Annotated in this window: 17 protein-coding genes; 5 read left to right on the top strand and 12 right to left on the bottom strand. The window is 60.7% G+C overall.

Translation table 11 applies throughout. The features are described 5' to 3' along the window. Window positions 1-57: 57 nt before the first annotated feature. The 4 genes from ND528_RS18030 to hutC form a co-directional block, all read right to left on the bottom strand. Window positions 58-1,530 (bottom strand): purine-cytosine permease family protein, encoded by a 1,473-nt coding sequence (locus ND528_RS18030; RefSeq protein ID WP_263470841.1) that lies wholly within the window; start codon window positions 1,528-1,530, stop codon window positions 58-60. Window positions 1,531-1,671: 141 nt separating this feature from the next. Beyond that, window positions 1,672-3,360 carry a urocanate hydratase gene (gene hutU, locus ND528_RS18025; RefSeq protein WP_071174124.1) on the bottom strand — a complete coding sequence of 563 codons (1,689 nt, stop codon included), beginning with the start codon at window positions 3,358-3,360 and terminating at the stop codon, window positions 1,672-1,674. 381 nt (window positions 3,361-3,741) lie between these two features. Then, window positions 3,742-4,314 carry a HutD/Ves family protein gene (locus tag ND528_RS18020; protein ID WP_263470840.1) on the bottom strand — a complete coding sequence of 191 codons (573 nt, stop codon included), beginning with the start codon at window positions 4,312-4,314 and terminating at the stop codon, window positions 3,742-3,744. Further along, on the bottom strand, window positions 4,311-5,021 hold the full coding sequence (hutC, locus tag ND528_RS18015; RefSeq protein WP_263470979.1) for a histidine utilization repressor: 711 nt from the start codon (window positions 5,019-5,021) through the stop codon (window positions 4,311-4,313). The genes ND528_RS18020 and hutC overlap by 4 nt, the downstream gene beginning before the upstream one ends. 146 nt (window positions 5,022-5,167) lie before the next feature. Between hutC and ND528_RS18010 the strand changes: the two genes are divergently transcribed. Continuing rightward, window positions 5,168-6,532 carry a formimidoylglutamate deiminase gene (locus ND528_RS18010; protein ID WP_263470839.1) on the top strand — a complete coding sequence of 455 codons (1,365 nt, stop codon included), beginning with the start codon at window positions 5,168-5,170 and terminating at the stop codon, window positions 6,530-6,532. 121 nt (window positions 6,533-6,653) lie between these two features. Here ND528_RS18010 and ND528_RS18005 read toward each other — a convergent pair whose 3' ends face one another. Together ND528_RS18005 and ND528_RS18000 are read right to left on the bottom strand one after the other, a co-directional pair. Beyond that, window positions 6,654-7,223 (bottom strand): lipocalin family protein, encoded by a 570-nt coding sequence (locus ND528_RS18005; RefSeq protein ID WP_110602125.1) that lies wholly within the window; start codon window positions 7,221-7,223, stop codon window positions 6,654-6,656. Between the two features lie 29 nt (window positions 7,224-7,252). Beyond that, window positions 7,253-7,507 carry a hypothetical protein gene (locus ND528_RS18000; protein ID WP_016772095.1) on the bottom strand — a complete coding sequence of 85 codons (255 nt, stop codon included), beginning with the start codon at window positions 7,505-7,507 and terminating at the stop codon, window positions 7,253-7,255. Window positions 7,508-7,789: 282 nt separating this feature from the next. Between ND528_RS18000 and ND528_RS17995 the strand changes: the two genes are divergently transcribed. The 3 genes from ND528_RS17995 to ND528_RS17985 all read left to right on the top strand — a co-directional run bounded on the left by ND528_RS17995 (window position 7,790) and on the right by ND528_RS17985 (window position 10,505). Further along, window positions 7,790-9,682 (top strand): methyl-accepting chemotaxis protein, encoded by a 1,893-nt coding sequence (locus ND528_RS17995; RefSeq protein ID WP_206665449.1) that lies wholly within the window; start codon window positions 7,790-7,792, stop codon window positions 9,680-9,682. A 221-nt stretch (window positions 9,683-9,903) separates the two neighbouring features. Next, on the top strand, window positions 9,904-10,176 hold the full coding sequence (locus ND528_RS17990; protein ID WP_101156736.1) for a type II toxin-antitoxin system Phd/YefM family antitoxin: 273 nt from the start codon (window positions 9,904-9,906) through the stop codon (window positions 10,174-10,176). Beyond that, on the top strand, window positions 10,173-10,505 hold the full coding sequence (locus ND528_RS17985) for a type II toxin-antitoxin system RelE/ParE family toxin (protein ID WP_263470838.1): 333 nt from the start codon (window positions 10,173-10,175) through the stop codon (window positions 10,503-10,505). Before ND528_RS17990 ends, ND528_RS17985 begins: the two co-directional genes overlap by 4 nt. A 1-nt stretch (window position 10,506) precedes the next feature. On the opposite strand, the gene ND528_RS17980 is transcribed toward ND528_RS17985, so the two are convergent. From ND528_RS17980 to ND528_RS17960, 5 genes are all read right to left on the bottom strand, one after another. Beyond that, window positions 10,507-11,109: a DUF924 family protein gene (locus ND528_RS17980; RefSeq protein ID WP_263470837.1), complete on the bottom strand. Its 603-nt coding sequence runs from the start codon at window positions 11,107-11,109 to the stop codon at window positions 10,507-10,509. 3 nt (window positions 11,110-11,112) lie between these two features. Beyond that, window positions 11,113-12,123, bottom strand: coding sequence for a class 1 fructose-bisphosphatase (locus ND528_RS17975; protein WP_039756611.1), 1,011 nt, complete (start codon window positions 12,121-12,123; stop codon window positions 11,113-11,115). A gap of 291 nt (window positions 12,124-12,414) precedes the next feature. Further along, window positions 12,415-13,779: a DUF3999 domain-containing protein gene (locus tag ND528_RS17970; protein WP_263470836.1), complete on the bottom strand. Its 1,365-nt coding sequence runs from the start codon at window positions 13,777-13,779 to the stop codon at window positions 12,415-12,417. Further along, window positions 13,776-17,357: a DUF2339 domain-containing protein gene (locus ND528_RS17965; RefSeq protein WP_263470835.1), complete on the bottom strand. Its 3,582-nt coding sequence runs from the start codon at window positions 17,355-17,357 to the stop codon at window positions 13,776-13,778. The genes ND528_RS17970 and ND528_RS17965 overlap by 4 nt, the downstream gene beginning before the upstream one ends. A gap of 251 nt (window positions 17,358-17,608) precedes the next feature. After that, window positions 17,609-20,059, bottom strand: coding sequence for a glycogen/starch/alpha-glucan phosphorylase (locus ND528_RS17960; RefSeq protein WP_263470834.1), 2,451 nt, complete (start codon window positions 20,057-20,059; stop codon window positions 17,609-17,611). 259 nt (window positions 20,060-20,318) lie between these two features. On the opposite strand from ND528_RS17960, the gene ND528_RS17955 reads away from it, so the two are divergent. Beyond that, window positions 20,319-20,756 (top strand): YkgJ family cysteine cluster protein, encoded by a 438-nt coding sequence (locus ND528_RS17955; protein ID WP_133337377.1) that lies wholly within the window; start codon window positions 20,319-20,321, stop codon window positions 20,754-20,756. A 274-nt stretch (window positions 20,757-21,030) separates the two neighbouring features. On the opposite strand, the gene typA is transcribed toward ND528_RS17955, so the two are convergent. Then, on the bottom strand, window positions 21,031-22,851 hold the full coding sequence (typA, locus tag ND528_RS17950; protein ID WP_090280259.1) for a translational GTPase TypA: 1,821 nt from the start codon (window positions 22,849-22,851) through the stop codon (window positions 21,031-21,033). Window positions 22,852-22,958: the final 107 nt, after the last annotated feature.

The following is a 22,958-nucleotide window of genomic DNA, read 5'->3' as shown; positions in this document are numbered from 1 at the left end:
TAATCATGAATGGGCTTACGGCAGTTCAAGAGGCATCCAGCCTGGTCCACGTCCAGATCAGGCCTGCGCCGCAGCGCGACCGGCCCCACTCGTTTTTGCTTGTTGGGTGCTGTTCTGCTCGACCGGCAGAATCAGGCGATCGGGCACTGCGCTGTGCCATTTCTTTGCGCAGAAGTAATAGACGGCGGCCGGGAGAACCAGGCCGATGATCCAAGAGATATCCACATCCCCCAGCGCTGCCACCAGCGGCCCGGTGTAGAACTTGGTCGAGATGAACGGCAACTGCACCAGTACGCCGAACACGTAGACGCTGATACCGAGCAGGTTCCAGCGGCCGTAGCGGCCGTTCGGATCGGCCAGCGCCGGCACGTCATAGCGCTCGCGGGTGATGCAGTAGTAGTCGACCAGATTGATCGCGCTCCACGGCGTGAAGAAGGCGAGCAGAAACAGGATGAACGACTTGAACGCACCGAGGAACGAGTGCTGCCCGAGCAGCGCGATCAGTGTCGCCGCGCCGACGATGAACAGCACGAACACCAGCCGCTGCATGCGGGTAACCGTCAGGTGCCCTTTGAAGCCACTGATGATGGTGGCGATGCACATGAAGCTGCCGTAGGAGTTCAGCGTCGAAATGGTCACCTTGCCGAACGCGATGCTGAAATACAGCAGCGCGGCAGTGGCGCCGGTACCGCCTAAACCAACGATGTAAGCGACTTCGTGACCAGCGAATTGACCGTTGGCCGAAGCGGCGGCAAACACGCCGAGGATCATCGCCACCTGGGCGCCGATCACCGAGCCGGCACCGGCGGCGAAAAAGGTTTTCACCGATGAAGTGGCGCTCGGCAGGTAACGCGAGTAGTCCGCTACATACGGGCCGAAAGCGATCTGCCAGGACGCCGCCAACGACACCGCCAACAGGAAACTGCTCCAGCTGAAGTGACGAATCTGCAGGAGTGCACCGACGTCGGTCTGGCTCATCAGCCGCCAGAACAGGAACACAAAAGCGATCACGCCAATCACGCTGGCGACGCGGCCGATCCAGTGGATCACGCGATAGCCGAGCACTGTGACCAGCACGATGACACTGGCGAAAATCAAGATGCCAACGCTGTCGCTGACACCGAACAACTGCCCCAGCGCCTGCCCGGAGAGCACCGTACCGGTGGCGGTGAAACCCAGGTACATCAGGCACACCAGCACGATCGGAATCGCCGCGCCATAAACGCCGAATTGCACGCGGCTGGAGATCATTTGCGGCAGGCCCAGTTTCGGCCCTTGCGCGGCATGCAGCGCCATCACACCACCGCCGAGCAGTTGGCCGATCAGCAGACCGATCAACGACCAGAACACATCACCGCCAAGCACCACGGCCAGCGCCCCGGTGACGATCGCAGTGATCTGCAGGTTGGCGCCCATCCACATGGTGAACTGGCTGAACAGACGACCGTGTCTTTCCGCTTCCGGGATGTAGTCGATCGAACGCCTTTCGATCAACGGTGTACTGCCTGCACGTTCGTTGTTAACCGCCATGATTCAACCTCTGTGGATTGCGATTCGGGTTGGTTCGCACACCTGTAGGAGCTGTCGAGTGAAACGAGGCTGCGATCTCTTGATCTTAAAAATCAACATCAAAAGATCGCAGCCTTCGGCAGCTCCTACAGTGCTTTCGCGTTATTTACCGGTGATCATCGGCAGATTCAGCCCCTGCTCTTTCGCGCAGTCGATCGCAATCTGGTAACCGGCATCGGCATGGCGCATGACGCCAGTCGCCGGGTCGTTATGCAGCACGCGCGCGATGCGCTCGGCCGCTTCGTCAGTACCGTCGCAGACGATCACCATCCCCGAATGCTGCGAGAAGCCCATGCCGACGCCGCCGCCGTGGTGCAAGGAGACCCAGGTCGCGCCGCTGGCAGTGTTCAGCAGTGCGTTGAGCAGCGGCCAGTCGGAGACGGCGTCGGAACCGTCCTGCATCGATTCGGTTTCGCGGTTGGGACTGGCCACCGAGCCGGAGTCGAGGTGGTCGCGACCGATCACCACAGGGGCCGACAGCTCTCCGCTACGGACCATTTCGTTGAAGGCCAGACCGAGCTTGGCGCGCTGGCCCAGACCGACCCAGCAGATACGCGCCGGCAGACCCTGGAAGCTGATGCGCTCGCGGGCCATGTCCAGCCAGTTGTGCAAATGCGCGTCGTCGGGGATCAGCTCTTTGACCTTGGCGTCGGTTTTGTAGATGTCCTGTGGATCACCCGACAGCGCCGCCCAACGGAACGGGCCGATGCCACGGCAGAACAGCGGACGGATGTAGGCCGGCACGAAACCCGGGAAATCGAAAGCGTTTTCGACGCCTTCTTCCTGAGCCATCTGACGGATGTTGTTGCCGTAGTCGAAGGTCGGAATGCCTTGCTTCTGGAACTCCAGCATGGCTTTGACGTGCACCGCCATCGACTGCTTGGCGGCTTTGATCACAGCGGCCGGTTCGGTCTTGGCGCGAGCGCGGTACTCGTCCCAGCTCCAGCCGGCCGGCAGGTAACCATTGAGCGGATCGTGGGCGCTGGTCTGGTCGGTGACCATGTCCGGGCGCACGCCGCGCTTGACCAGTTCCGGGAGGATTTCCGCCGCGTTGCCGAGCAGGGCGATGGAAATCGCTTTGCCTTCTTTGGTGTATTTGTCGATACGCGCCAAAGCGTCGTCGAGGTCTTTGGCTTGCTCATCGACGTAACGGCTTTTCAGGCGGAAATCGATGCTGACCTGCTGGCACTCGATGTTCAGCGAGCAGGCTCCGGCCAGGGTGGCGGCCAGCGGTTGTGCGCCACCCATGCCACCGAGCCCGGCGGTCAACACCCAGCGACCCTTGAGGTCAGCGTTGTAATGCTGGCGACCGGCTTCGACGAAGGTTTCGTAGGTGCCCTGAACGATGCCCTGGCTGCCGATGTAGATCCAGCTGCCGGCGGTCATCTGGCCGTACATGGCCAGGCCTTTGGCGTCGAGTTCGTTGAAGTGTTCCCAGCTCGCCCAGTGCGGCACCAGGTTGGAGTTGGCGATCAGCACGCGCGGCGCGTTGCTATGAGTCTTGAATACGCCGACCGGCTTGCCCGATTGCACCAGCAGGGTTTCGTCGTCATTCAGGTTGGTCAAGCTTTCGACGATCTTGTCGTAGCACTCCCAGTTGCGCGCGGCGCGGCCGATGCCACCGTAGACCACCAGTTCTTTCGGATTTTCGGCAACTTCCGGGTCGAGGTTGTTCATCAACATGCGCAGCGGCGCTTCAGTCAGCCAGCTCTTGGCGGTCAGCGTGTTACCGCGTGCGGCGCGGATCTGCACGTCACGAAACTTGTTGCTGTTCTGGGTATTGTCAGTCACGAAAAAGACTCCTCAGCGATCAATTCAAACCAACCCTGGCAGTGGGCAGCAGCCTGCGCGCTGTGCTGCGCGACAAGCGAATCAGTGGACGCTGCGGAGAGTCTCGACCGACTCATACGCATACGTCTTTACTTGTACATACAAGCATATGCAATCAAGCGGCCAACTTGTTGGATCGGCGTTCAAGAAAAATCATGGGCGAGGCTGTAGAGCGCCTGAATCGGGGGTTCTGGCGTGGATGAAATTTTTCTGAGGTGTATTTGAGGGAGGCGGGGCTTAGCGGCGTGAGCAGGGGTTTTGCGCCACGCTGGGGCGTTCGGTAACAAGTTGGTGCGTGAAGGGAAACAAGAGTGGGGATGGCTTTGGTGGCGAGGGGTGTGTTCAGTTCTGAAGGAGTTCGATCACGCAGCATGCGGCGTTGGTGGAGACTTCGACCAGCCCACTGTTACCGTCCAGTTGCAGGCAATCATGCCGACCGAGCTGCGAAACGCCGTCGCCAACACGCGCGTCCATCAGCTCACTGACACTGAACACCAGCAGCGTCGATGCCGAGCTGAAGAACCGCTGCTCGCCGTCCAGCCACTGCAATCGCGCGCGGTAACGTTGCGGCGCGTAGATCAGATTGAAGTCGCGAATCGCACCGCCGAGCAAGGTGCAGGACACTTGGCTTTCGCCGCTGAAAGCAAACGGGTCCAAGGGTAACAATGGCCGGGTATCGTCACCGTCGACGCATAAGGTCATGCCGTCGCCCTGCAACACAGTGATGACTCGCTGGTATCCGGCAAATGTCGAGAAACCGCCGGATTCGGTGATGTCGGCGATCGACAGACGCCAGCCGAAACCGTCCAGGCCTGCGCCAGCATCGCGGGTGATTTCCTCGGTACTGCCGCCGCCGTTTTTCCACGGCATGCGCGGGTAGCCTTCGGCGCGTAGAACCTTCACTTGATAATTCATTTATGAAAGCGCCCTTCCAGACGATGGCGGGAACCGGGGTGGATCAAACGCGCCGCCGTCACCGGTTGACGCCCCGACCAGGTTCGCCGGCGGATCAGCAGGCACGGCTCGCCCTTTTCGATCTGCAGCAATTTGCACTCCGACGGCTCGGCAAGAATCGCTTCGACCACGTGCTCGCCCTCGGTCAGCGGCGCGACCTGGTTGAGATAGGCATAGGGCGTTTGCAGGGTGAAATCCTGCTTGAGGTATTCCGGCGCGACCAGGGCGTTGACGAAACGGTCTTCGATCTGCACCGGAATGTCGTTTTCGTAATGCACGATCAGCGAGTGAAAGACCTTCTGACCTTCGCGCATGTCCAGCGCCAGCGCGCGTTCGGAACCGGCGGACTCTTCTTCGAGGGTGATGACCTGGCAGGTGTGGCGATGGCCGCGCGAGGCGATTTCATCGGCGATGTTGTGCACTTCGAACAGCGCAGACTGGCTCTTCGGTTCGGCGACAAACGTGCCCACGCCTTGCATGCGCACCAGCAGGCCGTCGGCGGTCATCTCGCGCAGGGCGCGGTTGATGGTCATGCGGCTGAAGCCGAGCTGGCTGACCAGTTCGCTTTCGGACGGCACGCGGTAGTGCGGCGGCCAGTTACCGCTGTCGATCTGCTGGGTAATCATCTGTTTGACGCGGGCGTACAAGGGCGCCGGACTGTCGCCCATGTTCGCGGCCAACGGAGAAACTGGAGGCGGAGTCGGCACGGTTGATCCCTGTTCATTGGATGAAAGTGACTAGCTTGCCGGAGTTTACCGGGCAGGCAAACGTCTGTATATGTATATACAAATAACACACGATGGGGTGCCGAACGATGTCCGCCTTCTTTGCCGAACGCGCACTGCTGCCTGAGGGATGGGCCAACAATGTACGTCTCGAGGTCAGCGCCGATGGCCTGTTGACCCGAATCCAGGCCGATTCCAGCGCAGACGGCGCCGAACGCCTGCGCGGGCCGTTGCTGCCGGGAATGCCCAACCTGCACTCTCACGCCTTCCAGCGCGCCATGGCTGGATTGGCCGAAGTGGCCGGCAACCCCAACGACAGTTTCTGGACCTGGCGCGATCTGATGTACCGCCTCGTCGGAAAAATCAGCCCCGATCAGCTCGGCATCATCGCCCGTCAGCTGTACATCGAAATGCTCAAGGCCGGTTACACCTCAGTCGCCGAATTTCACTACGTGCACCACGACAGCAACGGCCAGCCGTACGCCGATCCGGCCGAACTGGCCTTGCGCATCAGTCAGGCCGCGAGCGAAAGCGGTATCGGTCTGACCCTGCTGCCGGTGCTCTACAGCCATTCCGGATTCGGTGGCCAGACGCCCAACGATGGCCAGCGGCGCTTTATCAACAGCACTGAAAACTATCAGAATCTGCAAGCGCGGTTGCAGCCATTACTGGCGCAGCAGAAGGCGCAATCGCTGGGCCTGTGTTTCCACTCGTTGCGTGCGGTGACGCCGCAGCAGATCAGCGAAGTGTTGGCGGCCAGTGACAAACAATGCCCGGTGCACATCCACATCGCCGAGCAGCAGAAAGAAGTCGACGATTGCCTGAGCTGGAGCGGTCGCCGTCCGTTGCAATGGCTGTATGAAAATACTGAAGTCGATCAGCGCTGGTGTCTGGTCCACGCCACCCATGCCAACCCGGAAGAAGTCACGCTGATGGCCAACAGTCGCGCGATCGCCGGGCTGTGCCTGACCACTGAAGCGAATCTGGGTGACGGGATTTTCCCGGCGGTGGATTTTCTTGCCCAGGGCGGGCGCATGGGCATTGGCTCCGACAGCCATGTGTCGCTGAGCGTGGTGGAGGAATTGCGCTGGCTGGAATATGGCCAGCGCCTGCGTGATCAGCGGCGTAATCGCTTGTATGGCGCGGACCAGCCGATGGTCGGGCGCACCCTGTATGAAGCGGCGCTGGACGGCGGCGCACAGGCACTGGGGCAGCCGATCGGCGCGCTGGAAGTGGGCAAGCGCGCGGACTGGATTGTCCTTGATGGCAGCGATCCGTATCTGGCGACTGCCAATGGCGACGCGATTCTGAATCGCTGGTTGTTCGCCGGCGGCGATCGCCAGGTGCGCGATGTGCTGGTCAATGGTCAGTGGGTGGTGCGCGATGGCCGGCACGCCGGCGAAGAGGACAGCGCCCGAGCCTTCACCCGGGTCCTGCGCGATCTCTTGGGCTGACCCAAAACCAAACTGTGGGAGCGAGCCTGCTCGCGAACGCGGTGTATCAGTCAATATTCATGTCGACTGATACACCCTCTTCGCGAGCAGGCTCGCTCCCACATTTGATTTGTATAGCGGCTTAATTAGAGGTCTTGGCCATCTGCCGATCCGAAGCCCGCCAGATCAGGCGGGTGGTGTCGTAACCCTGCTGACGCGCCTTGCTCAGCAATTCTTCGCGCACTACACCGTTGACGGTCGGCGTGCGTGACAGCAGCCACAGGTACTTGCGACTCGGATCGCCGACGATGGCGGTCTTGTAATCGTCGCTGACGTACAACACCCAGTACTCGCCCTTCGCCACACCCGGCACCAGGCGCGAGAACCAGTTATCGAATTCGACCCAGAGCTTGTCGGTCTTGCCTGGCACTTGTGGATAAGCCGTGCCCTTGGCTTCTTCCCACTGCCACTCCGGGGTCAGGCAACGGTTGAGCACGCCGACGTTACCGTCAGGCTTGAGGGTGTAGTGGGCTTCGGACTGCGCGCAGTGGCGCTGAAAGAACATCGGCAAGCGTGCCAGTTCATACCAGGTGCCCTGATAACGCTTGAGGTTGACGCTGTTGACGGTCTTGGGCGCCAACGGGTCGACGCCGGAAGTGGCGCAGCCAGCCAGTACCAGGCCAGCAAAAAGGATCAGCAATAACCGCTTCATTTTTTTCTCCGTGGGCGCGAAGCCCCGGTTTACTTCAGGCCTTGGCCGGAAAACATCAGCACTTTGTCACCGGCGTATTGCACGCTGATAAAGCTGTTCTTGTCGCCCCAGGTGCAGCTGGACATACCGAGCGCGCCCGAGCAATCGGTGGGCTTGCCGAGAAGGGTTTCCACTTCGGACTTGGCCATGCCGGCCGAGAGCTTGGAGTAGTTTTCCTGATTGACCTTGCTGCATGCGGCCAACAGCACGCAAAACGACAGCAGGGCGATAGATCGCAGCGACATGGTGAAACTCCTGGAACGAGGGGGGATGGCATGGTGCCAACCAGAAGCTTAGAAGAGAAAAGTGTCATCTGGTTCCGTGGCCGGACGCCTATTTATCAGCCCGCCCGTCTGGCTTTTTTCGGTAAATCAAAAACTTTGTGAAGCCGTCGAGCATTTCGTCGACTTTCCCTGCAAGCACCTAATCTTTGGCGCGGCGCGGTCGAAAATAAGAGCAGCGCAACGCTGCCGAATATGGCAAATTGCCGCCCTTTCTTGACCAGCCCCTTCGCGGTAGTTCATTCGATGACCAGAAACATGAAATTCAGCCACAAGATTTTGCTGGCTGCTGCCCTTGTGGTGGCCGTAGCGTTCGCCTGTTTCATCTTCTTCAACGACTATCGCCAGCGTCAGGCCTTGAGCAGCAGCACCGAAGCGACCATGCAGGAGCTGGGCAGCCTGACCACCAGCAACATCCAGACCTGGCTGGAAAGCCGCATTCAACTGCTGCAATCGCTGTCGCAGCAAGTCGCCGTCGACGGCAACGCGCCCGCCAGCCTCAAGCGCATCATTGACCTGCCCGCCTACACCGGCAATTTCCAGCTCAGCTATTTCGGTGGCGCCGACGGCGTGATGTTCTCGGTGCCTGCCGGCAACCGTGCGCCGGACTACGACCCGCGCGCTCGCGGCTGGTACAAAGCGGCCAACAGCGCGCAGCAGACCATCGTCACCGAACCGTACATCGCCGCTTCGTCGGGCAAACTGGTCATCACTGTGGCCACGCCGGTGCAGCGTCAAGGCCAGATGCTTGGCGTGGCCGGGGCCGACATCGATCTGACCAGCGTCAGCGCGATCATCAACTCGCTGAACTTCGGCGGCCACGGTCATGCGTTCATCGTCAGCGCCGAAGGCAAGATCCTGATTCACCCGGACAGCAAACTGGTGCTCAAGACCCTCGCCGAGGCCTATCCGAACGGCGCGCCTCAAGTCAGCCCGGGCCTGAAGGAAGTCGAGTTCGACGGCAAAACCCAGTTGATTTCCTTCACTCGGGTCAACGGCGTGCCTTCGGCTGACTGGTACGTGGCACTGGTGCTCGACAAAGACACCGCATTCTCGATGCTCAGCGAATTCCGCACCTCGGCACTGATCGCCATGGTCATCGCCGTGCTGATCATCATCGGCCTGCTCGGCATGCTGATTCGCGTGCTGATGCAGCCACTTCTGACCATGGGCCGCGCGATGCATGACATCGCTGAAGGCGAAGGCGACCTGACCAAGCGTCTGGTGATTCACGGCAACGATGAATTCGGCGCACTGGGTACGTCGTTCAACCGCTTCGTCGAACGCATTCATACGTCGATCCGCGAAGTGTCCTCGGCCACCGGCCAAGTCAACGAAGTCGCCCTGCGTGTGGTCGCTGCCTCGAACTCGTCGATGTACAACTCAGACCAGCAGGCCAGCCGCACCAACAGCGTCGCCGCCGCGATCAATCAGCTCGGCGCCGCCGCTCAGGAAATCGCCCAGAACGCCGCCCTCGCCTCGCAGCATTCCAGCGACGCACGCAGCCTGGCGGTCGATGGCCAGCAGGTAGTGGATAAAACCATCCAGGCCATGCAGCAACTGTCGGCGAAGATCAGCGACTCCTGCGGCAACATCGAAACGCTGAACAGCAACACGGTGAACATCGGCCAGATTCTCGAAGTGATCACCAGCATCTCCCAGCAGACCAATCTGCTCGCACTCAACGCCGCCATCGAAGCCGCGCGCGCCGGTGAAGCCGGACGCGGTTTCGCCGTGGTCGCCGATGAGGTGCGCAACCTCGCCCACCGCACTCAGGATTCGGCGCAGCAAGTGCAGAAGATGATTGAGGAGCTGCAGGTCGGCGCACGCCAGGCAGTGACCATCATGACCGAGAGCCAGCGTGAGAGCGAAAGCAGCGTCGGCATCGCCAACCAGGCCGGCGAGCGTCTGGGCAGCGTGACCCAGCGCATCGGCGAAATCGACGGCATGAACCAGTCGGTGGCCACCGCGACCGAAGAACAGACAGCCGTGGTCGAGTCGATCAACGTTGATATCAACGAGATCAACACGCTGAATCAGGAAGGCGTGGAGAACTTGCAGGCTACGTTGCGCGCCTGTTCGGATCTTGAGCAGCAAGCCGCGCGGTTGAAGCATCTGGTCGGCAGCTTCAGGATCTAAGCCGCGGCCTCAGGCTTCCTCGCGAGCAGGCTCGCTCCCACAGGGATCTCCGGAGGTTACACAATTTGAGTGCACCACCAAATCCTGTGGGAGCGAGCCTGCTCGCGAAGGCGGCAGCAGCGACGAAAACGTTTCGAACTGAAATACGCTTGGTCAGCCCGCAGAGACTATGGACCAAATTAAGACTAAACTCAGCCCTGTTCAATTTGGCAGGGTTTATCATGAAGCTTTCTTCGCAAATCAAACCGATCAGTTACCTGAAAAGCCATACGGCCGAGATCGTCAAATCAATCACTGAGAGCCGCGAGCCGCTGGTAATTACCCAAAACGGTGAAGCCAAGTTAGTCGTTATGGATGTGAAGAGTTTTGAAGAGCAAGAAGGCACGATGGCCTTGCTCAAATTGTTGGCGATGGGTAATCGGGAGATTGAGGAAGGCAAGTTCAATGACGCTCAAGATGTCTTTGCCGAACTGGATAAGGCCGATCATCAATGAGTTTAAAGGTGGTTATCCTTCAGTCCGCTCAAACAGATCTCAAAGAAATTCGCACGTACGTCGTCAAAGAATTCTCCAGCCAGATTTGGCAAAAAACCTATGCCGATCTCAAAATTTCGATTCTTGGTCTTGCAGATCTGCCTTATTCAGGATCGATTCCCGAAGAGATCGAAAAGCTCAATCTCGGCCAGTATCGGCAAATCATTTCAGGTATGAATCGGATTATTTATGAGGTGCGAGAAAAAACGGTTTTCGTCCATATCATTGTCGATACGCGAAAAAGCCTACCGGCACTGTTGATGAAACGGCTTCTACGAGGCAATCCTTGATTTAGAACCAGGATCCGGGTTGACCAAGAAACTCCAACTCCTCCACCGTAGACTCCCGCCCCAACACCGCATTGCGGTGCGGAAACCTGCCAAATCGGGCAATCACCTTCTGATGCCGCTCGGCATAATCCAGATTGTCGGCGAACACCGCCCGCTCCGTTTCCGGCTGTTCAGCCACCAGGGCCATGAATCGCGAGACGGCTTCGTTCTGCACCGCGAGGTTTTCACAGTGTTCGAACACCAGGTAAATGAACACGCGCTGAATCGGCTTCAACTGCCGATCGAAATCCGCTGCAATGCCTTGGGCGACGAGCTTCTGTGCGCGCAGATCACCGGAAAATGCTTTGGGGGTGTCGCGATAGATCATGCGCGGCAATTGATCAAGCAACAGCACCACCGCCAGCCAACCTTCGGGACATTGCGTCCACTCGGTCAATCCGCCGGCCAGGGCCTGATCGACAAAGACCCCGAAACGCGTCTGCGCTTCGAGGTCTTGGCTGTTTCGCTTGCCGAACCACAACTTGCCCTTTTCGGCCGCTACTTCGTTGGCTGATTCGGCATGTCCGAACCACCAGTCGAGCAACGGCTGCCAGGGCGCGTGCATGGTTTATTCCTTGTGGTAGGCCGTGGCGCGGGCAACTTCTTCTTTCGAGCCGAGGAACACTGCAACGCGCTGGTGCAGGCCTTCCGGCTGGATGTCGAGAATGCGCTGGTGACCGTCGGTGGACGCGCCGCCGGCTTGTTCGACGAGGAACGACATCGGGTTGGCTTCATACATCAGGCGCAGCTTGCCGGGTTTCGACGGCTCGCGGCTGTCGCGCGGGTACATGAACAGACCGCCACGGGTCAGGATGCGGTGTACGTCGGCGACCATTGCCGCGACCCAGCGCATGTTGTAGTTCTTTTTCAGCGGACCTTCTTCACCGGCCAGCAGCTCGCCGACATAGCGCTGCACCGGGGCTTCCCAGTGACGCTGGTTGGACATGTTGATGGCGAATTCCTGGGTGGTTTCCGGGATGGTGATGTCTTCGTGAGTCAGGACGAAGCTGCCCATTTCGCGGTCCAGGGTGAAGCCTTTGACGCCGTCGCCCAGGGTCAGCACCAGCATGGTCTGCGGGCCGTAGATCGCGTAGCCGGCGGCCACTTGCTGGGTGCCTGGCTGCAGGAAGGCTTTTTCGTTCAGCGGCTCGTTCTGGCTCAGGTATTCGTTCGGGCAACGCAGTACCGAGAAGATCGTGCCGACCGGGGCGTTGATGTCGATGTTCGACGAGCCATCCAGTGGGTCGAACACCAGCAGGTACGCGCCTTTCGGGTATTTGCCCGGGATCTGGTAGGCGTTGTCCATTTCTTCGGACGCCATACCGGCCAGGTGACCGCCCCATTCGTTGGCTTCGAGCAGGATCTCGTTCGACAGCACGTCGAGCTTCTTCTGCACTTCGCCTTGCACGTTCTCGGTGCCCATGCTGCCCAGAACACCACCCAGGGCGCCTTTGGACACGGCGTGGCTGATCTCCTTGCAGGCACGCGCCACCACTTCGATCAAAAAGCGCAGATCGGCAGGAGTGTTGTTGCTGCGGGTCTGCTCAATCAAATAGCGACTCAAGGTAACGCGGGACATGGACGGCTCCGGTGGAATGGGGGGCGGAAAACCCGCGCAGTTTACAGGGAGTCTGAAAACCTAGCGAGCGAAGACGCCGGCTAACGTGCGCCTGGGTGTATTTGCCTGTATGAGACGTGATTGTCGGTGCAGAGTTCAGGTGTCGGGTTGAGCGTAGTTCGGTTCGGCATGAGCGACTGAAGATTTTCAGTGTCTGCCCGGGCGCTTTCGCGAGCAGGCTCGCTCCCACAGGGCAATGCATTCCATTGTGGGAGCGAGCCCGCTCGCGAACGGCGCAAAGCGCCGCCATGCTCAGGTATTGGCAGGCGGCTTGCGCAACAGGCTGAACGCCATCGCCCCGAGAAACACCACACTGAGCAACAACACCGCCCACAAGCCGAGTTTCTTCCAATTGGTTCCGGCCACCGCAGCCGTGGTAGCCGTCGAGGTCTGCGTGGCCAGCGCTTCGCCCTGCACCGTTGCCTTGCCCAGGCTCGCCAGTTTTTCTGGCTTGAAATCCGGAATCAACGTTGCCAGCGGCAGGTTCGCCGTTTTTACTGTCGGATTGCCCAACGCCAGGCTGTACGGACCTTCGCCGCGGGCAAGGAAAATCACCTGGGTGGCGCGCACTGCGTATTTCAGGTCCGGCGCCTGCTCACCCAACCCGCCGCCGCGCTCATCCACGGTCAGCTTGAGTTGCTGCACGGTCTGCCCGGACAGCGGGATTTCGTTCTGCACCACATCCTGATTGTTCTGGCTCAGGCGATACAGCAAACCGCTGCTCAGTGGCTGCCACGGCAAGTTGCTTTCACGTCGACCAGCCAACGTGACCGGCGCCAGACTGTTCGGCTGTTTCAGCTCAATCTGCACCCGCTCGACATTCAGCCCCATCGGCAACTGCCAGGTGTATTCCCCGGATTTGCTGCTGCTGCCGGCCACGCTGGGCGACCACACCAAAGGCAGCGGCAGGTTGCGCGGGTGGCTGCTTTTCAATTGCGCCGACGTCAGGACGGGCGCCGAACCCGGCGACTCCCACAACAGGCGCACATAGCGCGCGGTCTGCCCCGGCAAAGTCACTTCGTGCTGTTCGATGCGCTCATCGGAAAAGGTCAGCCGTGCCACCTGGCCCTCGCCCCATGCCTGCCAGTGCTGCAGATCGTCGCTGGCCTCGATGCTGAAACGCTGGAAACCGTCGCGCTCGCTGGTCCAGTCGAGGACCAACTGCTGCAATGGCGCCTTGATCGCGCTGGCATCGAGCAGCCAGCCGCGCAGCACTTCTTCGCCCGCCTCCAGTTGCGAGGACGGTTGCACTTCGACCAGTGTGCCGTTGGTGGTCGACTGCACGCGCACGTTCGGCGCGCGCTCGCTGGCATCGGCGGCGTTGTACAGCGGGAACCACTTGACCTCATGCAGCTTGCCGTCGTCGCGGGTCTGCGCCGATTCGCGAGCCAAGGCATAGGCCTGCGCTTCGCCGGCGGCGTTGAACACACGCAGGTCGCCGAGATCGGTCTGGCGCGCCTGCAATTGCGCGCTCAGCGGCAGGTCGAGGCGATACCACGGGCCATTGCCGCTCACCGTCAACGGCACTTGCGTGGCGAAGTCCGCCGGTTTTTCCTGAGCGCCAGCGACCATCACCACGCCCAGCGCCAACCACCCCAGATTCAGCATGCGACTCAAGATGCAACTCCTTCGGTTTCCGGCGCGGGTTTGTCCGCCGCCGGTTCGGCCTCGACGCGTTTGGGTGGCAGCGGCGCGAAGTAGCCGACCACCAGCAGCAATACGCCGACACCGATAAACGAGACGATCCGGGCGAGGCCGCCACGGTTGCTCAGTTCGACAAAAATCAGTTTGGCCACCACCAGCGCAATCAGTGCCGCGCCGATCAGCCACACTTCGCGGCGATGGCGCAGATGGCCGCCGATCATCAGCCCCAGCGCCATCAACGTCCAGACGATCGACAGGCCGGCCTGCACCAGCATCGACGCGAGCAGTTGATCAAGCTCGAACGGAATACCGGCCCAGTGATGCGCGGCGCGAGTGACCAGCGCGGTGCAGAAGGCGAACAGCGAAACCCCGGCGATCAGTTGCGTGGCATGGTCGGCGTAGTCCTTACGGATCGACAGTTGTGCAACCGCACTGCGGGACCAGACATAAACGCCGAACAGCGCGAACAACAGGCCCAACTCCAACGGGTTGAGCAGCGGCACATAGGGCAACGGTTCGGCATTGCCATCGCTGACGCCATTGGCCAGCCAGAACCACGCCAGCATCAACACCGCCAGCGGTGCCGCCGCATACAAGCGGTACTCGCGGGCAAATGCGGCCACCGGCCACGGCCACGTACGGTGAGCAGCCATCAGCAACAGATAGAGGCTCGGCAGAATCGCCCAGCCCAGCCACCGCCACGCGTTGTACTGCTCGGACAACAGCAGCAGGCCGTAACGCAACTCCAGCGCCAGCACGCCAATCAGCAGCCAGCAACCGAGCACATGGGCCACGCTCAATGCGCGCGCCGGCAACATCGACGCCAAGCGGCGCAGGCTGAAGAAGTGCACCGCGAACAGCGCCGGCCACGCCAGCCAGCCGAAGTCGGCGGCCGGGTGGTAGCGCGAATGCCAAGCGCCGAGCAAAACCAGCGCCGCCACCGGAATCAGCAAGGTGCAGAGCAACCCCAGCGCCGGCCATTTCAAGCGCAGTGACAAAATCGTCCACAGCGCCACACTGATCGCAGCGACCAGCAGCAACAATGTGCCTTGCAGGTTCGGCGAGGCGAAACGCAGGATTTCGCTGACCCACGCCAGCGTCCACCAACCGGCGCCCCAGACCAGCAGCACTTGCGACAAGCGCTGCAAACTCAAGGCATCAAAAGCCGTGGCATGGTTGCCCAATTGCAAGCGCCACGCACCGATCAGCGCGGCCAGCCCCAGCACCAGCGGTGTCCAGAAGCCGCCATGGGCCAATGGTTTCAATTCTTCGCTAGACAATGGCCCGAGCCATTCGGGGCCGGCGAGCAGAAACGCCGCGCCGCCGACCACCTGCAACAGCAGCCCGAAAACGAAACTCAGACGCTGTTGCAGGTACAGGCTCAGCCAGATGATCAGCAAGCCGCTGGCCGCCCACACTGCACTCGCGGTTTGCCACGGCAGCACGAACAGCACCGCCAGATTGATCAGCACCAAGCCGGCCAGCAGCACCACCGACAAGCCACGCAGCAGGCGCACATCGCCGCGCACCATCTCATCCCGCGCCGCCAGCAGCATGCCGCCAATCAAGGCCAGACCGATCAAGGACGCACTGAGCAAACCGCTCCAGCCCGCACTGAATACCGCCGCAGAATCTTCGCCGGCACTTTGCAGACGCAGCAGGAACAACGCGCCACCAAGTAGCTGAACACCGAACGCAGTGAACAGGAACGTGCGCGATTGAATCCGCAGTCCGACAAACAACGTTACCAAACCGGCCAACGCCCAACTGATCGCCGTGCCCTGAATGAACAGGAACAACGGTGCCAGCAGATAGAGGAAAGTCAGGCCCAGACATGCCAGCACCGGAAGACTCTGGCGCTCCCACGGCGAAGTCTGCTCAGGCGTAGCCTTGCGCAATTGATCGAAACTGAACAGCAGCGCAAGCCCGAGCATCAGCGCGCCCAGCGGTGCGCCGTCGAGCAGGCTGCTGTCGCCGAGCTGCAACTGGCTGAGAAACGCCAGTGCCGAACCCAGTTGCAGCAGTAAGGCAAAGGCCCGGGCAAACGGCCGATGCTGACGTAAACCAAGCCAGAAAATCCCCGCTCCTTCCACGGCCCACGCCGCAGAAGTCCAGCGCGCATCGAGCCCCAGTGGAATCGCCAGGCTGGCAAAAATCACTCCCAGCGCCAGGCAGGTTTCGCCCAACAGCATCGCGCGCCCGCCCATCAGCGCTTTGGCCAGCGCCATGTAAATCATGCCCAGCGCCAGGGCACTGAACGCCGCCGCGAATTCGAGATGCTGCACCAGCGCGAACTGCAATCCGAAGCCGATGATCGGCGGGCCGAACAGCAGGGTGCCGTCGACGTAATCGCCCTTGCGCGCCGACCATTGCAGCAACGCCTCGCGATCAGCCTCCTGCGGCGCATCCGGCATCTCGCGCAATTTACGCCGGGCAAACAACAGGCCGATGGCGAGGTACATGAGGAAAAACAAAATCAGGAACGGCTCGGTGCTCCACAGCAGTTCCGGCGTGTAGGAACGCAGGCCCCAGGCGAAACCGATGCCGAAGGTGCCGACGAAGCCGATCAGATTGAGCAGGCGCCAGGCCTTGAACCAGGCGATAGCGAGAATGCCGGCGTTGAGCAGCGCGAAATAGCTGAACAGCGCGACGTGATTGCCCTCGCCCGTAGAAGTGAGGATTGGCGCGGCGAAACCACCGAGCGCCGCCACTGCCGCCAGCCCCAAGGCATCCTGAGTGATCGCCAGAATGGCCGAGAACACCGTCACCGCGACCAGCAAACCGAGTGCAGCGGACGGATCAAGCAACGGATGCAAACGCATCGCCGCAAACACCGTCAGGTACAACACCGCGATCCCGGTTCCTTGCAGCATCAACGCATAGTTGCTGTTGCGTCGTCGCAGCCACCAGCCCAGCGCCAGCAGGGCCAACGCTGCTGCCGCGACGCCGGCGTATCGCAACTCGATCGGCACCACCATGCCTTCGGTGGCGTAACGCAGTAAAAATGCCAGACCGAAAAACAGCAGCACCACACCGACGCGCAGCACGGTGTTGCCGCCAAACAGCCAATTGCGCGCCGCGCTGATGCCGCGTTCGATCAGGTTCGGGCCGCGGGGTTCGGCGGTTTTTTGCGGTGGTGCAACGGGAGCCGGTTCGGCGCGCCATACATCGGCCGGCAGCGGCTGACTGGTTTCGCGGGCGACGGCGGAGATCGGTTCGAGTTCGGGCGGCAGTTCCCAGATCAGCTCAGGGCTCGGGGCGGCCTGCTCCGCCACATCGACGGGTGCGACGACAGACTCGACTTCAGCTGGCGGTGCCGGCGCATGAGAAGGCGAACCCTCCAGCACAAACAGCCGCTGAGCCACGCCTTGCAAGGCCTCGCGCACCTGCTCGAGCTGGCGCTGTTGCTCCGCCGCCTGCGAGCCGAGGCGCGCAATGCGAAGCATCTGGCCGATGACCAGCCCCAGCAGCGCACCCAACAGCGCGCCACTGACAGACTCGTCAAGCAGCCCACCGAGCACCAGCCCGATCAACATGAACATCCATTGCATGGTCGATATCCCTAAGCAGCCCCGAGACGGGGCGAGTCCGGCGATGGCTTCAGTCTAGGCACAAACCTTGTGGGAGCGAGCCTGCTCGCGAAGGCGGATTGTCAGCCAACATTTCTGTTTAAGTCGACGATCGCTTCGCGAGCAGGCTCGCTCCCACAGGGGATGGCGGTGATTGATGCCTTTTAACCGGCGCTCAGTATATCGATCCGGCCCAACAAACGTTGGGCCCTGCGCAGATTTGTTGCGGAAAGTTACTCCAGCGCTTTCCAGATATCCGTGGCGTATTCACGAATCGTCCGGTCCGAGGAGAACCAGCCCATCCGCGAGGTGTTGAGCACCGCCGACCGCCACCAGTTCTGCGAGTCATGCCAGTGCTCTTCCACGCGTTTTTGCGCTTCCCAGTAGGAATCGAAGTCGGCGCAGACCAGGAAGCGGTCGTAGTCGATCAGTGAGTCGATCAGGCCGGTGTAGCGCGAGGTGTCGTCCGGCGAGAACACACCGCTGCGAATCGCTTGCAGCACATCGTTCAAACGATGGGATGCAGCGATGTCGGGCACGGCGCTGAACTCGTGGTTCTGCTTGCGCGCTTCAACCTGTTGCGCGCTGAGGCCGAAGATGAACATGTGCTCGGCGCCGATACGCTCGCACATCTCCACGTTGGCGCCGTCGAGGGTGCCGATGGTCAGCGCGCCGTTGAGGCCGAACTTCATGTTGCTGGTGCCCGACGCCTCGAATCCGGCGGTGGAAATCTGCTCGGACAGGTCCGCCGCCGGAATGATGCTCTCGGCGAGGCTGACGTTGTAGTTGGGCAGGAACACCACTTTCAGCAGGCCACGCACGGTCGGGTCGTTATTCACCACCCGGGCGATGTCGTTGGTCAGTTTGATGATCAGTTTGGCCTGGTGATAGCTCGCCGCCGCTTTACCGGCGAAGATCTTCACGCGCGGCACCCAGTCGACTTCCGGCTCGGCACGGATCGCCTGATACAGCGCCACGGTGTGCAGCAGGTTGAGCAACTGACGCTTGTACTCGTGGATGCGCTTGACCTGCACGTCGAACATCGCCGCCGGGTTGACCGCAATCCCCAGGCGTTCGTGAATCAGGTAGGCCAACGCCTTCTTGCTGTGCAAACGCTGCTCGGCGAAGGCTTTGCGGAACGCGGTTTTCTCGGCGAACGGCTCGAGTTCGAGCAGGCGCTCTTCAGGATGATCGAGCACGTCCGGGCCGAGGGCATCGACCAGCATCGAGGTCAGTTCCGGGTTGGCCTGATACAGCCAGCGGCGGAAGGTGATGCCGTTGGTTTTGTTGTTGATCCGCTCCGGATAGAGCTTGTGCAGTTCGGCGAATACGGTTTTGCGCATCAGTTGCGTGTGCAGACCGGACACGCCGTTGACGCTGTGCGAACCGAGGAACGCGAGGTTGCCCATGCGCACCCGACGGCCGTTGTCTTCTTCGATCAGCGACACCGCGCGCAGCACGTCGAAGTCATGAATGCCCTTGGCCCGCAGCGAATCGATGTGCTGCGCGTTGATCAGATAAATGATCTGCATGTGCCGCGGCAGCATGCGTTCCATCAGGCCCACCGGCCAGGTTTCCAGCGCTTCCGGCAGCAGCGTGTGGTTGGTGTACGACAGCGTGTCGACGGTGACTTGCCATGCTGCGTCCCACGCCACGTCGTAGACGTCGACCAGTTGGCGCATCAGTTCGGCCACGGCGATCGAGGGGTGAGTGTCGTTGAGCTGGATCGCCGCGTGGTCACCGAGGGTCAGCACCGAGGTGTGCATGTTGCGATGACGGCGCAGCAGATCCTGCAGCGAGGCGGCGACGAAGAAGTATTCCTGACGCAGGCGCAGTTCTTGCCCGGCTTCGGTGCTGTCGGCCGGGTAGAGGACGCGGGAGATACTTTCGGCGCGGGCCACTTCCGCCACGGCGCCCAGGTGGTCACCGGCGTTGAAGCGCTCCAGGTGCAAGTCTTCCATGGCGCGGGCACGCCACAGGCGCAGAGTATTGACGCTCGCCCCGCGCCAGCCGACCACCGGCGTGTCGTAGGCAATCGCGCGCACGGTTTCCGCCGGCGACCAGACCTGACGAGTCTTGCCCGAGGCATCGGTGACGGTTTCGACGCTGCCGCCGAAGCCGATCGGGTACACCACTTCCGGACGCTCGAACTCCCAAGGGTTGCCGAAATCCAGCCAGTGTTCGGTCTGCTCCTGTTGCCAGCCATCGACAATCGCCTGACGGAACAAGCCATGCTCATAACGAATGCCATAGCCATGGCCGGCGATGCCGAGGGTCGACATGCTTTCCATGAAGCACGCTGCCAGACGCCCGAGGCCGCCGTTGCCGAGCGCCGCGTCCGGTTCCAGCAGACGAATGCGTTCCAGATCGACGCCCAGCTCGGTCAGAGCTTCACGGGCGACGTCGAGCAGGCCGAGGTTGCTCAGGCTGTCGTAGAGCAGGCGGCCGATGAGAAATTCCAGCGAGAGGTAATAAACGCGCTTCTGGCCTTTGCGGTAGATCTGCCGGGTGTGGTCCATCCAGTGTTCGACCATGTGATCACGCGCAGCCAGGGCGATGGCTTCGAACCAGTCATGGTCGAAGGCGTGATCAGGGTCTTTGCCCACGGCATAGGTGAGCTTGGTCAGGACGGCGTCGCGGAATGCGGCCACCTCTGCTTCGCGAACTAGTGGTTCTTGAGTCATCAACAGGACCTCGAGCGAGCGGGAATTTTCTGAGCCTAGACGGTCTGACCGGCGGTAACGGCTCTGGTTCGGCGTTATTTGCGCGGACTGTGCGCCAGTCCGACATAACCTTGGCGGATGAGCCAGTGAATGCAGGGGCCGTGCCGTCCTGTCGGGCAAAATGCAGTCGCGATGAAAATATCCGGCGAAAGGTTGTTCAAAATTCCACCGCTCCCGGTATGATCGCGCGCCCTGATGCATACACGCCTGGTAACTCCCGATGATGAAGCCCAACCTGATCGCCGCCGCCGAGATTGATCGTCTCGATACGTGGGCCAAATATTCGGCACCGATGTGCGGCTCGTGCATGTCCAGCTGCTGCACGCTGCCGGTCGAAGTGAAGATCAAGGATCTGGTGCGCATCGGCGTGGTCGACGAGTTCGAATTGGGCGATCCGCCGAAGAACATCGCCAAGCGTCTGCAAAAGGAAGGTCTGGTCGAGCGCTTCAATCAGAAGTCGGGAATCTTCACCCTCCAGCGCATGAGCAACAACGACTGCTATTACCTGGATCGTAAAACCCGCCTGTGCACCATTTATGACAAGCGGCCGGACACCTGCCGCAACCACCCGAAGATCGGGCCGCGGCCGGGGTATTGCGCGTACAAGCCGAAGGAAGTCGAGCGAGTGCAGAATTTCCGGGCGATCGAGAAGTTTTAACAGCAAACCCTCACCCCAGCCCTCTCCCAGAGGGAGAGGGAGCCGACCGAGGTGTCTGGCGCCATACATCGACCTGAAACACCCAGTCGATTATGGATTCAGCAGAATTCTTTCAAGTCGACGTATCTTCAGAGCATCCCCCAATCGGTCCCCTCTCCCTCCGGGAGTGGGCTAGGGTGAGGGGCTTTTCAGGCTTCACACATTTCCTTCCCCCCAGACAAACAAAAACGCCCCCGGTCTCGCGACCGGGGGCGTTTTTTATTCCAGGGCTGGATTACGCCTTGGCTTTCTTCGCAGCGCGGGTACGCTCGCTTTCGTCGAGGATCTTCTTGCGAAGACGGATCGACTTAGGAGTGACTTCGCACAGCTCGTCTTCCTGGATGTATTCCAGAGCCTGTTCCAGGGTGAACTTCACCGGTGGCACCAGAGCGATGGTTTCGTCTTTACCCGAAGCACGCATGTTGTCGAGCTTCTTGCCCTTGGTAGGGTTGACGCCCAGGTCGTTGTCACGGCTGTTCTGACCAACGATCTGACCGTTGTAGATCTCCTGGCCGTGTTCTACGAACAGCTTGCCGCGAGCCTGCAGGGTTTCCAGCGAGTAGGTCAGTGCCTTGCCGGTTTCAACCGAAACCAGAACGCCGTTCTGACGGCCGGACATGTGGCCCGACTTGACGGTGTCGTAACGATCAAAGATCGAGGTCAGGATGCCAGCACCGTTGGTCAGGGTCAGGAACTGGTTACGGAAACCGATCAGACCGCGAGCAGGGATGTTGTATTCCAGACGTACACGGCCCTTGCCATCCGGCACCATGTTGCTCAGGTCGCCCTTACGCAGGCCCATCTCTTCCATGACCTTGCCCTGGGATTCTTCAGGGATGTCGATGGTCACGTTTTCAAACGGTTCCTGCTTCACGCCGTCAACTTCACGGATGATCACTTCAGGACGGCCCAGGGCCAGTTCGAAGCCTTCGCGACGCATGGTTTCGATCAGTACCGAGAGATGCAGCTCACCACGGCCGGAAACCTTGAACTTGTCAGCCGAGTCGCCTTCTTCAACGCGCAGTGCAACGTTGTACAGCAGCTCTTTGTCCAGACGGTCCTTGATGTTACGGGACGTCACGAACTTGCCTTCCTTACCGCAGAAAGGCGAATCGTTAACCTGGAAGGTCATGGAAACGGTTGGCTCGTCAACGGTCAGCGGCTTCATCGCCTCGACAGTATCCGGGTGGCACAGGGTGTCGGAGATGAACAGCGAATCCATACCGCTGATGCAGACGATGTCGCCGGCCGCAGCTTCTTCAACGTCAACGCGGTGCAGACCGTGGTGACCCATCAGTTTCAGGATACGGCCGTTGCGACGCTTGCCATCGGCACCGATCGCGACAACCGGAGTGTTCGGCTTGACGCGACCACGAGCGATACGGCCAACACCGATAACACCCAGGAAGCTGTTGTAGTCCAGAGCGGAGATCTGCATCTGGAACGGACCGTCACGGTCAACGGCCGGAGGCGGAACGTGGTCGACTACCGCCTGGTACAGCGCGGTCATGTCTTCGCCCATGGCGGTGTGGTCCAGACCGGCAATGCCGTTCAGGGCCGAAGCGTAAACAACCTGGAAGTCCAGTTGTTCTTCGGTCGCACCGAGGTTGTCGAACAGGTCGAAGATCTGGTCCAGAACCCAGTCCGGACGCGCGCCTGGACGGTCAACCTTGTTGATCACCACGATTGGACGCAGGCCGGCTTCGAAAGCCTTCTTGGTCACGAAGCGGGTTTGCGGCATAGGGCCGTCCTGAGCGTCAACCAGCAGCAGAACGGAGTCGACCATCGACATTACGCGTTCAACTTCGCCGCCGAAGTCGGCGTGGCCCGGGGTGTCCACGATGTTGATGTGGTAGCCGTTCCAGTTGATGGCGGTGTTCTTCGCCAGAATGGTAATACCGCGCTCTTTTTCCTGGTCGTTGGAGTCCATCACGCGCTCGTCGTTGAGCTCGTTGCGCTCCAGGGTGCCGGATTGACGCAGGAGTTTGTCTACCAGGGTGGTTTTACCGTGGTCAACGTGGGCAATGATGGCGATGTTGCGTAGATTTTCGATCACTTGTGTATCTCGATCAGAGGATTCGGTTTGCTGACAAGTCATGGCAGCGATTAGCAGTAGTGTCCGGCATGGCCGTTACAGCTTGACGGCGGTGTCGGGGGGCCGGT

Origin of the sequence: Pseudomonas mercuritolerans (assembly GCF_025706525.1) — a bacterium.
Taxonomy (GTDB): Bacteria; Pseudomonadota; Gammaproteobacteria; order Pseudomonadales; family Pseudomonadaceae; genus Aquipseudomonas; species Aquipseudomonas mercuritolerans.
The sequence above is the reverse complement of the archived record's forward strand: the minus strand, read 5'-3'. Positions and strand labels throughout refer to the sequence as shown.